Annotated in this window: 11 protein-coding genes; 6 read left to right on the top strand and 5 right to left on the bottom strand. The window is 65.9% G+C overall.

Annotated elements, in window-relative coordinates:
- Window positions 1-568: rhodanese-like domain-containing protein (locus ACE3UY_RS00290; RefSeq protein WP_374685552.1), on the top strand; the 568-nt coding region annotated here is incomplete at its 5' end.
- Window positions 569-599: 31 nt separating this feature from the next.
- Complete coding sequence (locus tag ACE3UY_RS00295) at window positions 600-1,613, top strand: fructose-bisphosphatase class II family protein (protein WP_374685553.1); 1,014 nt, start codon at window positions 600-602, stop codon at window positions 1,611-1,613.
- Between the two features lie 79 nt (window positions 1,614-1,692).
- On the opposite strand, the gene ACE3UY_RS00300 is transcribed toward ACE3UY_RS00295, so the two are convergent.
- A complete protein-coding gene (locus ACE3UY_RS00300) occupies window positions 1,693-2,130 on the bottom strand; it encodes a hypothetical protein (protein WP_374685555.1) in 438 nt (145 codons plus the stop codon).
- Between the two features lie 101 nt (window positions 2,131-2,231).
- Between ACE3UY_RS00300 and ACE3UY_RS00305 the strand changes: the two genes are divergently transcribed.
- Together ACE3UY_RS00305 and ACE3UY_RS00310 are read left to right on the top strand one after the other, a co-directional pair.
- A complete protein-coding gene (locus ACE3UY_RS00305) occupies window positions 2,232-3,785 on the top strand; it encodes a TolB family protein (RefSeq protein ID WP_374685556.1) in 1,554 nt (517 codons plus the stop codon).
- A gap of 126 nt (window positions 3,786-3,911) precedes the next feature.
- The gene (locus ACE3UY_RS00310; protein WP_374685557.1) at window positions 3,912-4,817 is read left to right on the top strand and encodes a histone deacetylase; all 906 of its coding nucleotides are present in this window, start codon (window positions 3,912-3,914) and stop codon (window positions 4,815-4,817) included.
- Here ACE3UY_RS00310 and xseA read toward each other — a convergent pair.
- Window positions 4,807-6,030, bottom strand: a complete 1,224-nt coding sequence (xseA, locus tag ACE3UY_RS00315; protein WP_374685559.1) for an exodeoxyribonuclease VII large subunit — start codon at window positions 6,028-6,030, stop codon at window positions 4,807-4,809. The genes ACE3UY_RS00310 and xseA overlap by 11 nt on opposite strands.
- 247 nt (window positions 6,031-6,277) lie before the next feature.
- Between xseA and rsfS the strand changes: the two genes are divergently transcribed.
- Window positions 6,278-6,598, top strand: coding sequence for a ribosome silencing factor (rsfS, locus tag ACE3UY_RS00320; RefSeq protein ID WP_374685588.1), 321 nt, complete (start codon window positions 6,278-6,280; stop codon window positions 6,596-6,598).
- Window positions 6,599-6,632: 34 nt separating this feature from the next.
- Here rsfS and ndk read toward each other — a convergent pair whose 3' ends face one another.
- The 3 genes from ndk to ACE3UY_RS00335 form a co-directional block, all read right to left on the bottom strand.
- Window positions 6,633-7,082: a nucleoside-diphosphate kinase gene (gene ndk, locus ACE3UY_RS00325; protein WP_374685560.1), complete on the bottom strand. Its 450-nt coding sequence runs from the start codon at window positions 7,080-7,082 to the stop codon at window positions 6,633-6,635.
- A gap of 54 nt (window positions 7,083-7,136) precedes the next feature.
- A complete protein-coding gene (locus ACE3UY_RS00330) occupies window positions 7,137-9,611 on the bottom strand; it encodes a hypothetical protein (protein ID WP_374685561.1) in 2,475 nt (824 codons plus the stop codon).
- Between the two features lie 132 nt (window positions 9,612-9,743).
- A complete protein-coding gene (locus ACE3UY_RS00335; protein WP_374685562.1) occupies window positions 9,744-10,778 on the bottom strand; it encodes a histone deacetylase in 1,035 nt (344 codons plus the stop codon).
- A gap of 226 nt (window positions 10,779-11,004) precedes the next feature.
- Here ACE3UY_RS00335 and ACE3UY_RS00340 point away from each other — a divergent pair, with 226 nt between their 5' ends.
- On the top strand, window positions 11,005-13,326 hold the full coding sequence (locus ACE3UY_RS00340; RefSeq protein WP_374685563.1) for a sodium-translocating pyrophosphatase: 2,322 nt from the start codon (window positions 11,005-11,007) through the stop codon (window positions 13,324-13,326).
- Window positions 13,327-13,399 lie beyond the last annotated feature (73 nt).

A 13,399-nucleotide genomic window follows, 5' to 3' on the forward strand; every position in this document is an offset into this window, starting at 1 on the left:
GGGCTGCCTGACCTACATCGGGCCGGGGAACCTGCTGGATGACGACATCGCCATTCACCACATCTTCCATCACGTCCTCGATCCGGCCATCTGCATCTACGAGTGCCCGGTGCGCGCTTTCCGGGAGTGCCAGAATTTGCCTAAGCGATTTGAGTTGCTGGACGGCGCGCCGGCGATTCAGGGCGTCGTCGCGTCAACAGGCCCGCGCCTCGACGCGCCGCTCATCGCGCCGCGCGAGTTGTGGCGCGTCCTGCGCCTCACATCGCCGTCGCAGCACCCGGCCGTGCTGGACGTGCGCGAGCCGCGCGAGTATCGCCGCTCGCACATCGCTGAGGCTCAGTCCGTGCCCTTGTCTAGTCTGCTCAAGGGTGGGCTGACCGTCGCCAACGACCGGCCGATTGTGCTGGTATGTCAGGCGGGCCGCCGCAGTCGCCGCGCGGCGGCTGTGCTCCGTGACCTGGGGTATGGCGACATCACCGTTGTTGAGGGCGGCATGCAGGGTTGGGAAGCGGCCGGCCTGCTGACCGCCGTGGAGTTCGACCCCGAGCCGCCGGCCGGCCGCGTCTGACAAAGGGTATCTTTTCTTTTGAGGCGCTCTCATGGACGTTACGACGCCTAAGCCAAGTCAAGAGGAGCCGTCAATCCTGAATGACCGTCTCGCCTCCCGCAACATCGGTCTTGACCTGGTGCGGGTCACTGAGGCGGCCGCGCTGGCCGCGGGGCGGTGGATAGGGTCGGGCAACTACGCCGCCGCTCACGCCGCGGCCACCGAAGCTATGGCTAACATGCTGCTGACGCTGGGCATCGACGGCTGCATCGCCATCGGCGAGGACCGGCTCATTGACGGGGTCGCGCCGCTGTGCGAGAGGACGGTGTTTGGGCCGGGCCGCGTGCCATGCGATCTGGCGGTGGATCCCATTGACGGTACGCGACTGCTGGTCGAGGGGAAGCCGGGGGCCATCTCGGTGGTGGCCGTGGCCCCGCGCCATAGCATCTGGTCGACCGGCCCGGCCGAATACCTCGACAAGATCGTCGTCGACCGCGACGCCGCGCCGCTGCTCGTGCCGGAATGCATGGACGCGCCGGCGGCCTGGACGTTGGCGCTCATCGCCCGCGCCAAGAAAAAGGCGGTGCGCGACCTCGTGGTGGTGGTGCTCCAGCGCGTGCGCCACTACGAGCTGATCGAGGAGATACGGGCGACCGGAGCGCGCATTCTGCTGCGCGAGGAAGGGGACGCGGAGGGAGCGCTGGTGGCCGCCACGCCGGGCACGGGCGTGGACGTGCTGATGGGCGTCGGCGGGGCGTCCCAGGGGGCGCTGGCGGCTTGCGCCGTGCGGGCCTTGCGCGGCGGCATGCTGGCCCGGCTGGCCCCGCAGTCGGCCGAAGAGCAGGCGGCCGTCGCTCAGGCGGGGCTGGATACCAAGCGGGTCATGACCATTGACGAATTGGTGACGGGCGACGATATCTTCTTTGCCGCAACGGGCGTCACCGACTCCTCGCTGTTGCCGGGCATCACCTACCAGGGCGGGCGCGCTGAGACGCACTCGCTGCTAATCCGCGCCAAGACGAAGACAAGGCGGTTTATCCAGGCGGAGCATACGTTGGAGGAGTAGCGGGGGAGCAGGGGGGCGCGGGAGCAGGAGAGCCAAAGCGCTTTCACCCCCGCTCCCCTGCACCCCCGCGCTTTCACCCTTATACGTAGGCGGCCCTCGTCTCCCGATGAAACAGCCAGGCCAGCCCCAGAATGGGCTGGATGAGCGGGAAGTAGCCATAGTCGGCCCCAAAGCGGCCCCAGACCGTACGGCCGATCGCGTCGGGGATGATAAAGCTGAGGGTGCCGATGAGCAGTACCATCGCCAGTTCGAAGACCAGCATGCTGACCGACAACCGCCAGGCCCAGCGCTTGCGCACGACGAAGCCAACGGTCGCCAGCAGATAGCACACCGCCGCCACGCCGCTGAGCAGCGGCGGCAGGTAGTTGGTTACGCCTTCCTTAAGGAACAACTGATAGAGCGCCCGAACGCCGGTGGACAAAGCCAGCACCGGGTAAGAGATAGCCAGGATGACGCCCGCGGCCCGGATGAAACCGGACAGGGCGTTTTCGGTAACATTGCTTTCTTGCGTGGTCATAAGGCGATCGTAGCGCAGCCGGCCAGGCTGCGCCACAACGGTATCTGAACAGTTGCTAAACCCCGGCAAGCTTCTCCCTGTTGAAATGTTACAATTCTGCCATGTACGATGATGAGCCTCTTTCCGAGCCGTTGAATGCCGATCTCCTGGAATTCGATGAGACGGCCAGCAACTCTCGCCTTCGCAGTTGCCTGTTCACGGTCATCTCGCTGGTCGTGATCGCCAGTCTGCTCGGCTCCTCGGTAGTGGCTTTCTTCATCGTCAGAGACCGCGCCACGCAAACCATGTCCGCGGCGGCGGCGACGATGGTTGCCACCGCCGCCCTCTCACTTGAATTGGAAGAGGCCGCGACCGACGCCCCGCCTACAGCCGCGCCGGCGACCATCGTGGCCGCCGTGCCCACGTCGGCGCCGGTCAGCGACAAACCGGCTTCCGCTGTGCCCGGCATCAATCGCATCGCCATCGTGAACGGCGAGGGCCAGATAGAGACGCTGTCGCCCACCGGCGAGGATCGCCGCTCCGTGACTGACGACGACGACAACATCTTCTTCCAGTTCCCCACCTGGTCGCCGGACGGCAGCCGCATCGCCGTGATCGGCAGCCGCTTCACGGGCGGCGGCGTCTACGTATTTGAAGATGCCGAGACGGAGTTGCCCGCCGTGCAAAGCGAGGTCTACTTCAGCGCCGACGAGACGCCCTTTTACCTCTATTGGTCGCCCGACAGCAGCCATTTGGCCTTCCTGGCCAACCACGAGCGCAACTCGATGGGCTTGAACGTTATTGCCGGCGACGGCGCGACGGACAGCCGGTTGCTGGCGACCGGCTCGCCGATGTACTGGGATTGGACTGACGACGGCCGCCGGCTGCTGATCCATTCCGGCCAGGGGCGCGCGCGCGACACACTGGCCCTGATTGACCTGCAAGGCGCGGCCCAGGCTGACAACCTGGCGACTCCTGGCTACTTCCAGGCGCCCGGTGTCGCCTCCGGCGACCGCTATCTCGCTTTTGCCGAACAGGAGAGCGGCGGCCTCAGCACTCTGGTGATCGTAGACACGCAGACCGGGGAACACCGGCCCTATGAGCAGGTTGGTTCTCTGGCGCTGAGTTGGAGTCCCACCGAGGATCGTCTCGCCTTCACCAACGGTTCCATTGAGGGACATCCTTTCTGGGGGGCGCTGCGCTTGCTGGACGTGAGCACGGGCGAAACCCGCGTTTTGAGCAGGCAAACGGTGTTGGCTTTCTTTTGGTCGCCCGATGGCCGCTCCATCGCCTTCATCACCATTGGCCGCGACGACGAGGACAGCATCCATGCCTCGACCGCGCCCAAGACGCGCCGCGTCGGCCGCCTGACCAGTCAACCGGCCATGCCTGTCCAACAGCCGGGCCAGAACTATCTCACGCTTTCCATTGTTGACGTGGACACCGGGGAGGGCCTTCGTCTACTAGACTTTGAGCCGACCGCGACCTACCTGACTCAATTCCTGCCGTTTTTCGATCAGTATGCGCTCAGCCATCGTATCTGGTCGCCGGATAGCAACGCGCTCGTGCTGCCGGTGCGCGAAGAAGGGGTCAACATGGTGGTTGTCGTACCCGCGCGCGGGGGCCGGCCCCATCGCCTGGCGGAGGGCGACATCGCTTTTTGGAGCCAACAGTAAGAAGGGAATCCACAGATTTCGCAGATTGCACAGATTGGTTGTTAGTCGTTGGTCGTTGGTTGCCAGTGGTTGGCGACCAACGACCAACCACTAACAACTAACAACTGACAACTACCGACTTCCCCCGTGCGCGCCTTCTACTACGATCACCTTCCTCTGTCGCTGCCCGCCACCCACCGCTTTCCGGCCGACAAGTACCGGCGGCTGCGCGAGCGAATTCTGGCGTCGGGGGTTGTCGCGCCCGATTGCCTTACGCCCGCGCCCGAAGTGACGAACGCCCAGCTGGCCCGCGCCCACGACGCCGATTACGTTGCGCGCTTCGAGGGCGGCCTGCTGAGCGCGGCTGAGATTCGACGCATTGGCCTGCCCTGGTCACGCGAACTGGTCGCGCGGGTGCGCCACATGGCCGGCGGCTCCGTCGCGGCGGCGCGTATTGCGTTGCGCGACGGCGTCGGCGTCATCCTGGGCGGTGGAACTCACCACGCCGCCCGCGACCATGGCGAAGGCTTCTGCCTCTACAATGACGTGATCATCGCCGCGCGGGCCATGCAGGCCGAGGGGCGCGCCCACCGCGTCCTCATCGTCGACGCCGACGTTCACCAGGGCAACGGCACGGCCCGTATCGCCGCCGGCGACCCCAGTCTCTACACCTTCTCCATCCACGGCGAGAAGAATTTCCCGTACCGCAAATATCCCAGCGATCTCGACGTGGGGTTGCCCGACGACACGAGGGACGCGGCCTATCTCGATGCCCTGGCCGCGGCGCTGGACGTGGCCTTTCCGGCGGCCGCGCCCGACCTGGTCATCTATCTGGCCGGGGCCGACCCATTCCGGGGCGACAGGCTCGGCCGGTTGGCGCTGAGCAAGGAGGGGCTGGCGGCGCGCGACGCACTGGTGCTGGAGCGCTGTCGCGCCGAGCGGACGCCGGTCGCCGTGACGCTGGCTGGCGGTTACGGCCGGGACACGGCCGACACGGTGGACATCTATCACCAGACGGTGGCCCTGGCGGCCCAGGTCGCCGCTACGTGGTGACCTGCGCCCCGAATTGCCCGTCGCCCAACTGCACGACGAACACCTGACCTGGATGCACCGCTGTCGCGCTGCGGATGATGTGACCATTGGCGTCGCGCACGATGGCGAAACCACGCCCCAACGTCGCCAGCGGGCTGACGGCCGAGAGGCTGGCCCCGGCCACCGCCAGCCGCGCCCGCCGCCTATCGAGAATGCGCACTGCCGCCCGCGTCAGCCGCCCGGTCAGCACGTCCACCTGCTGCCGGTTGCTGTCCAGCGTGCGGCGTGGACTGAGCAGCCACAACAGTTGCGTTTGGGCGCGCACGGCTCGCTGCCGCGCCGCCAGGCCCGCCTTTACCGCCTCCAGCAGCCGTCCGTCGATCTGCGCCAGCGCCGGCCGCAGGCTGGACAGGTCGGGGACGGCGAGTTCGGCGGCGGCCGAGGGCGTGGGGGCGCGCAAGTCGGCCACGAAGTCGGTGATGGTAAAATCCGTCTCATGGCCGACGCCGCTGATGACCGGGTGGCGGGCGTCATAGATGGCGCGGGCCACGCGCTCATCGTTGAACGCCCACAGGTCTTCGATGGAGCCGCCGCCGCGGGCGATGAGGATCGTGTCAACGTCGTCCCGGCCGTCAAGCCAGCGCAGGGCGCGCACGATCTGGGCCGGGGCCAGCTCGCCCTGCACCAACGTCGGCGCGATGAGGACGGTGACCAGCGGGTTGCGCCGCGCCAGAACGTTGAGGATGTCGCGCAGCGCCGCGCCGTCGGCCGAGGTGACGACGCCGATCTTGCGCGGGAAGCGGGGGATGGGCTGCTTGTGCTCGGGGTCGAACAGCCCTTCGGCCATCAGGCGCTCTTTCAGGCGCTCGAACGCGGCGGCCAGATCGCCCCGGCCGGCCGGTTGCAGCCGGTCGACGTAGAGTTGGTAGACGCCGCCGGCTTCGTAGACCGAGACGCGGCCGTGGGCCACCACTGCGTCCCCTTCGGCCGGGCGAAAGCGCAGCCGCTCGGCCATGTTGCGCCACATGACGCACTTCATCTGCGACGCGCCATCCTTGAGGGTGAAATAGAGGTGGCCCGACGCCGCGCGCGTGAAGTTGGAGATCTCGCCGGACACGTCGATGTCTTGCAGGCGATAGTCGAGTTCGAACATCTGCCGCACGTAACTCGACAGCTCGCTCACCGTCCAGATGGCCCGTTCGGGACTCTCGGATTGGCCCATGAAGGAGAACATATGCGCTCCGGCTGTTAGAACATCTGGCCTGATTCTAGCGGGCCGGGGCGCGGGCCGCAACTGACATGCTTAGACCTGGCAGGTGGGCAGCCACAAGGCACATCCCTGCCGAAGTACCACTGGCTGCCCACCTGTCAGGTCTATCTGCGGCATGGCAAACCCGCGCTAAACGCGCTACAATGCCGTCCTATTCAACATCTATTCGATTTGGAGGTGCTTTCTGGAAGGTCTGGAACTGACTAATCTGCTGGCCGATGCGCTGCTGGACAAGAAGGGCATCGACATCCTCGTGCTGGACATACATACCCAAGCCATCTTCGCCGACTACTTCGTCATCTGTAGCGGCGATTCAGAGCCACAACTGCGCGCGCTGTCTCAAGCTGTTCTGGGGCAGGTCAAGAAGGAGGGCGAGCGGATGCCCAAAGGGGTAGAGGGTACGCCGGCCGACGGCTGGGTGCTTATCGACTTTGGCGACGTGGTCGTCCACCTGTTCTCCCCCGACAAGCGGGAGTACTACGATCTGGAAGCCCTCTGGCACCGGGGCCGCGTGGTGATGAGAATGCAGTAGGGCCCACGCAGGCCCTACTGCGCGGTTGTTCCACTTACTCGCGGATCCAGCGTTCCGCGTCGCGCTGCCAGTCAACCAGTTCTTCGGGCGCGAAGAAGAGGGAGACCTCGCGGGCGGCGCTCTCCACACCGTCAGAGCCGTGGACGAGATTGCGGCCGATCTCCACGGCAAAGTCGCCGCGGATAGTGCCGGGCGCGGCCTCGACCGGTTTGGTCACGCCCATCGTGTTGCGCACGATCTGGATGGCGCTGTTGCCCTCCCAGACCATCGCCACCACCGGGCCGGACGTGATGTAATCCACCAGACCGGGGTAGAACGGCTTACCGACGTGAGCCTCGTAGTGCGCGCCGGCCAACTCGCGCGTCATCTGCATGAACTTCAAGCCTTTCAGCTTCAATCCGCGGCGCTCCAGGCGGTGGATGATCTCCCCGATCAGGCCGCGCTGAACGCCGTCCGGTTTCACCAAGACAAGGGTCTGTTCCATCTAGCTTGCTCCGTTGTAAGTAAATGAGTCGTAATCAATCGCCGGCCGCGGCGGCTATTCGCGCGACTCCAGGCGATCCACCCAGCCCGCGTCGCCCTCTGCCGGCGCGCTGGGTTGCCCTTCCCGGATGACGAACCGCCGCTTGCGCAGGTTGACGCGCAGGCCGGGCGCGGGCGGCGCAACGGCCAGCGGCTCCGCCGAAAGCTCGACGGGGGGCGCGGCTACCACGGGCGCGGACGCCTCCACGGACGCTGGCATCTCGACCGGGGCGATTGCCTCTGCCGGGGCGGTCTGCTCCGCCGGTGGTGCGGGCATCGCCAGTGCTGCAGGCGCTTCGACGGGCTGGGGCGCTTCAACTGGCGAGGCCACCGGTATAGTCGCCGTGGTCGCCGCGACCGGCTTGGCCGAACCTCCCTGAGCTATCCCTTCCAGCCAGGCCATGACTTCGTCCGGGTCGTCGGGCATATCCAGCAGATTGGCGTCTTCCGTCCACACTTCGTCCGATGAGGGAGGGGCGGCCGGCAGCGCGGCGCGCGCGGCCTGTGACGACGCGATCGGCTCCGCGGTCGAGGCCGGCGCGGCCATCGCCACGTCCCCTTCCTCGCCGGCGATGCGCTCCAGCCAGGCCAGCGCCGCGTCGGGGTCGTCCGGCATGCGGTCGAGCAGCTCGGTCTCATCCAGACCAGGCTCTGGCGCGAGGATAGCCGGGGAGGCCGGCGGGGGCGGCTCGGCCGGCCCCACCAGCGCCGCTTCCAACCAGGCGAGCGCCGCCGGCAAGTCGCGCTGTGGCGCGACTGCGCCACGGCGGCGCAGCGTCATATCCACATCGCCCAGCGTGCGCCCGGGAGGCAGGGCCAGCACGTCTAACTCGCGCAGCGTGGCCTCCAGGGCCGATGTCGCTTCCAGGCCGTTTGACGCGGCCAGATACTCGGGTTCCGGCTCTATAGCGGACATGGGCGCATCCTCCTCCAGCGTGTCGACGAATTGACTCGACGCGGCCACAACAGCCACGTCAAAGGGGGCCGGCGCTTCCAGGTTGTCGGCCGTTAGTTCAATGGCGTCCGGCCACTCTGCGTCAGTCCCACCGGTTGCAACTTCGGCTTCGACGATCGGTTCCGCTTGCAAGGGTTCTGCGTCCGATTCGATGAGGGCCGGCAGTAGTTCGTCCGCTTCAGACGCCACTTCGCTGAGCGGCGGAGCGGGCTGGTCCCATTCCTCGACATAGACTTCCTCGACCGCCGGCTCTTCAACGAACGTGGCGGGTTCCAGGGGCTGCGTCACCGCGTCCTCGTCCCAATGTGTATCGCCGGCTGTTGCGACTGTCGCGGCCCCCTCGGTTGCCGTGGCCCCCACGGTTGCCGTGAGCCATGGCGCTTCACCGGCGTCCAACGCCTCCACGCCTGCCGTCTCGTCCGGCGCAGCTTCCATCCCGTCCGGTCCGGGGAGGGCGCCCGTATCCAATTCGCTCGCCGGCGCCGCCCCCCGCGTCGCCCCCCGCGCCGCCCCCGGCGCCATATCGTCTAGCAAGCTCATTGCTTCATCAAAAGACAGGGGTTCGGCCGTCTCGTCCACAAGCCCGGCCACTTCCGGCGGGACGAACTCCTCAGCCATGAGTGGTTCATCGCCCAGATCGGGCGCGGCCGCGCCCGGCAAAACCGTGACCGGCAGAACGGGGGCGTCGGGCGTGAATTCTGGCTCGCCGCCCTGATCGGCCACCAGCGTCTCGACGAGCACCACGGTGTCGGCGAGATCCTCCGCTTCGACAAAAGCATTGATCGGTGTGCGTTCTTCTAACAAGGAGAAGTCCACGGCGGCCGATTCCAGCCCGAAAATGTCCGGCGACAGCCCGGCCTCGAGCATGAGCTTGGAGGCTAAGGCGCGGTCAGCCACGCTGGGCACATCCTCGATGGGCGCGTCCTGGCTGCCGACCAGTTCTTCGATCCAGGCCATCGCCGCCTCGGCCGCGTCCAGGTCATCGACGGGGGGCAGCGCTTCGGGCGCGGCGATGGGCGGCGCGGTTAGTTCAGGCTCGTTGGTCGCCTCGAATGTGTCGTCAGCGACCGTCTCCCACGCTTCCGTAGCCGGAGGCGCATCTTGCGCGGCGTCATCAGGCTCCAACGCCATTAAAGGTTGCGTCGCCGATTCGGCCAGCGGCGTTTCCGTCTCATCACGCGTGGCGCTCTCATCCGCCTCCCCCAGATAACGCCACTGCACGGTGGTCTGCTCCTCGACGGACTCGCGCTCGGCCATTTTGCCCAGCCAATCCAGACGGCTCTCAGGCTCATCCTGGTCCGATTCGTCGGGACCGGGCGTCTCGCGCAGCCAATCCGGCAGAACATCGCCCGGTTCGGTCTCGATCAGCCCGCTAAAAGGGGAATCGATGGGGGCAATCGGGCTGAGGTCGTTGGGGTCGGCCGGCCCTCGCTGTCGTGCGGTCATCTCTTCCAGCCACTTCAGCGCCTCCTCGAGTTCATCGGGGGGCACGTCCGGCGGCTGTTGGGGTTCGCGGTCGTCGATATCGCTGTCCATCCTCATTCCTCCACACGGGCCACTCGACGCCGGCCGGCGACCGAGAGATCGCGGTCATTAATGGCATCACCGCTGGCAGTTATGCGCGGCACGTTATGGTCAACTTCCATCCGCTATTATCGGCGGGAATCCTCATTTTGACAAGTAGTGCCGCTTCAGGCGCTCTATCAAGGGGGTGACATCGTATTCCGGCTGGCGCATGGGGCCAAATGGATCGTAGATGATATCGCGGCCGAGCAAGGCGTGCAGGACGTTGAGCACGCCCAGCGAGAGCACTTCCAACTGGTAGCCGCCTTCGAGCACGAACAGGATCCGCCCCGCGCACAACTCGTCGGCATAGCTCAGCAGTTTGCGAGTAATCTGCGCGTAGCCGGTCAGGCTGAGGCCGGCCATGGCCAGCGGGTCTTGCCAATGGGCGTCGAAGCCGGCCGAGACAAGCAGTATGTCCGGCCGGAACTGGCGCAGGCGCGGCCCGATCAGTTCGTCGAAAGCGAGCCGGTAGCCGTAGTCCCCCACGTAGGGCGGGAAGGGCACGTTGAGCGTGTACCCTTTGCCTGGCCCGACGCCAACCTCGTGCATGCCGCCGATGCCGGGGTAGAAGTAGGGGGCGTAGAGATGAAGGGAAACGAACAAGACGGTGTCATCCTCATAGAAGATGTCCTGCGTGCCGTTCCCGTGGTGCACGTCGTAATCGATAATGGCTACCCGCGCCGCGCCGTGGGCCACCTGGGCCTGGCGGGCCGCCGCGGCCACATTGTTGAAGAGGCAGAAGCCGCTGACCCGGTCGGTCTCGGCGTGATGGCCGGGCGGCCGGATAAGGGCGAAGCCGTTGTGAGCGGCTCCGGTCAAAATCTGGTCAACCGCCGCGCAGCAGCCGCCCACGGCCAGCGACGCCAGATGGTAACTCTGGGCCGTCGCGTAGGTGTCGCCATGGTCGAGCAGGCCGCCGCCGCGATTCGACACCTGGCGCACGTAGCCGATCAATTCCGGCGTGTGCACGCGTTGCAGTTGGACAGTGGTGGCCGACACCGGCATGACGTGGCGCAGATCGGCCATCAGTCCCGAGCCGTCTAGCGCCCGCCCCAACGCGGCGGTGCGCTCGTGGTTCTCTGGGTGGTGATGCTTGGTGTGGCCGTCGCCGGGAGCAAATACGAGGAGTGTCGTCATGCTTTTCTTCGCGCCATCAAATACTCTCCATTATTTCAGATGTCGGCTATTTGTGCGATTTATCGCGAATTGGACTAACATTAAGACGCAGTGAGTCTTGGCGGCGCGGCATAGCTGGCCGACTCGGCCGAGTTATCAGCCAAACTAGCCCGCATCCCACCCACTTTAACCGTATTGAGAGGAGGTTTCACAACTTAGCATGGATCAGATATTCAGATTTCTCCAGATGGGCTTGGAACAATTTGAGGTCATCGCCACATGGGCCATTCTGGCCGTCGCTTTTGTTGGTCTGCTCTACGCGCTCTTCTTGCGGCAGCAAATCCTCCGTGAAGACAAGGGGACGGAGAAGATGCAGGAAGTGTGGGAGGCCATTCGCCAGGGAGCGAATGCGTACCTGACTCGCCAGTTGCGCACGATTCTGCCCTTCATCGTCATCCTGACTATCGCCCTGTTTCTCAGCGTCTACATCGTCCCACCGACGGAGTTCTCGATGGAGGTTTTCGCCGGTTACAGTGAAGATACCATCCGGCTCATCGTCGGCATCGGCCGGGCCGTGGCCTTCGTGTTGGGCGCGGGCTTCTCGCTGATGGTCGGCCAGTTGGGCATGCGCATGGCCGTTGAGGGCAACGTTCGCGTGGCCGCCGCGGCCCGCACCAGCTTCAAGGATTCTCTGCGCATCGCCTACCGCACCGGAACCATCACTGGCATGCTGACCGACGGCCTGGGGCTATTGGGCGGCACGCTCATCTTCATGGTCTTCGGCAAGGCCGCGCCCGACGCCCTGCTCGGCTTCGGCTTTGGCGGCACGCTGATCGCGCTCTTCATGCGCGTCGGCGGTGGCATCTACACCAAGGCCGCCGACGTGGGCGCCGACCTGGTGGGTAAGGTCGAGCAGGACATGCCGGAGGATGACCCGCGCAACGCCGCCGTCATTGCCGACCTGGTGGGCGACAACGTCGGCGACTGCGCCGGTATGGCCGCCGACATCTTCGAGTCCTACGAGGTGACCATCGTCTCCAGCCTGATCCTCGGCGTCACCCTGACGCTCATCACCGGCCACAACGAGTGGATCCTCTTCCCGCTGCTGGTGCGCGGCATCGGCGTGCTGGCGTCCATCGTTGGCACCTACCTGGTGCGCGGCGAGTCGGACGACAGCGGCAACGCCATGCAGGCCATCTTCCGCGGCTTCCTGACCTCGGCGGCCATCTCGGTGGTGCTTTTCGGCGCGGTGGCGCTGTTCTACATGTCCGGGGTCCCCGGCGGCTGGTGGCGGCCGTTCCTCTCGACGGCGGCTGGCGTTGGCTTGGCCATCGTCATCGACCGGCTGACCGATTACTTCACCGGCACGCACTTCCGGCCGGTGAAGGAGATTCGCGACGCCACCTCCGGCGGCCCGGCGACTACGATCCTGTCCGGTCTCTCGTCCGGCTATGAGTCGGCCGTCTGGTCAGTCATCGTCATCGCCGCGACCATCGTCGTCGCCATCCTCATCTACAGCGGCGTTTCGGCCGACGCCTTCGTGTCGGAGCGCTTCTCGCCCGACTTCATCCAGTTCACCTTCGTGCTCTATGGCATCGCCCTGACCGGCATCGGCATGCTGACCCTGACGGGCAACAACGTCGCCATGGACTCCTTCGGCCCCATCAGCGACAACGCCAACGGCATTGGCGAGATGGCCGGTCTGGAGCCTAAGGCGCGCAAGATCATGGCCGACCTGGACGCCGTGGGCAACACGACGAAGGCCATCACCAAGGGCATCGCCATCGGCTCGGCGGTCATCGCCGCCGTATCACTGTTTGGCTCGTTCATCACTGACGTGTCGCTGGTAGACCCGGAAGCGCTGGCGAACGGCATTCGCGTGTCGGAGCCGCTCGTCTTTGTCGGCATGTTGCTGGGCGGGGCGCTGCCATGGATGTTCTCGTCGCTGGCCATCCGCGCCGTCAGCCGCGCCGCCGGCCAGATGGTCGAGGAAGTGCGCCGGCAGTTCCGCATCCCTGGCATCATCGAGGGGACGGTGACGCCGGACTATGCCCGCGCTGTGACCATCTCCACGGTGGCCGCCCAGCGCGACCTGATCAATCTGGCCGTGCTGGCCGTCTTCACCCCCATCGCCGTCGGCCTGCTCTTGCAGGTGGAGGCGTTGGGCGGCTTCCAGGCGGGCATCATCGTCTCCGGTATGCTCCTGGCCGTCTTCATGTCCAACACCGGCGGCGCGTGGGACAACGGCAAGAAGCTCATTGAGGATGAGGAGCGCAACATTGAGGCCAACACCGGCAAAGGCTCGGAGCGTCACAAGGCGGCCGTCGTCGGGGACACGGTCGGCGACCCGCTGAAGGACACGGCCGGCCCGGCGCTGAACCCGATGATTAAGGTCGTCAACCTGGTCAGCCTTATCATCGCGCCCATCGTCGTCCGCTACAGCGACCGCAACATCGTGGTCATCCTCATCGTGCTGGCCCTCATCGGCGTGCTGGGCTGGGCCATCACGCGCTCCAAGCGCGCCGCCGAGCCTATCGCCGCGCCGGCGCGGACGCAGACCACGTCGTAGTCGGGGCGGGTTTGAAACCCGCCCTTACATGGTAGTGGTGTGGTAGGGGCGGGTTTCAAACCCGCCCCTACAA

This window comes from Promineifilum sp. (SeqCode), from assembly GCF_041918635.1.
Classification (GTDB): Bacteria; Chloroflexota; Anaerolineae; order Promineifilales; family Promineifilaceae; genus Promineifilum.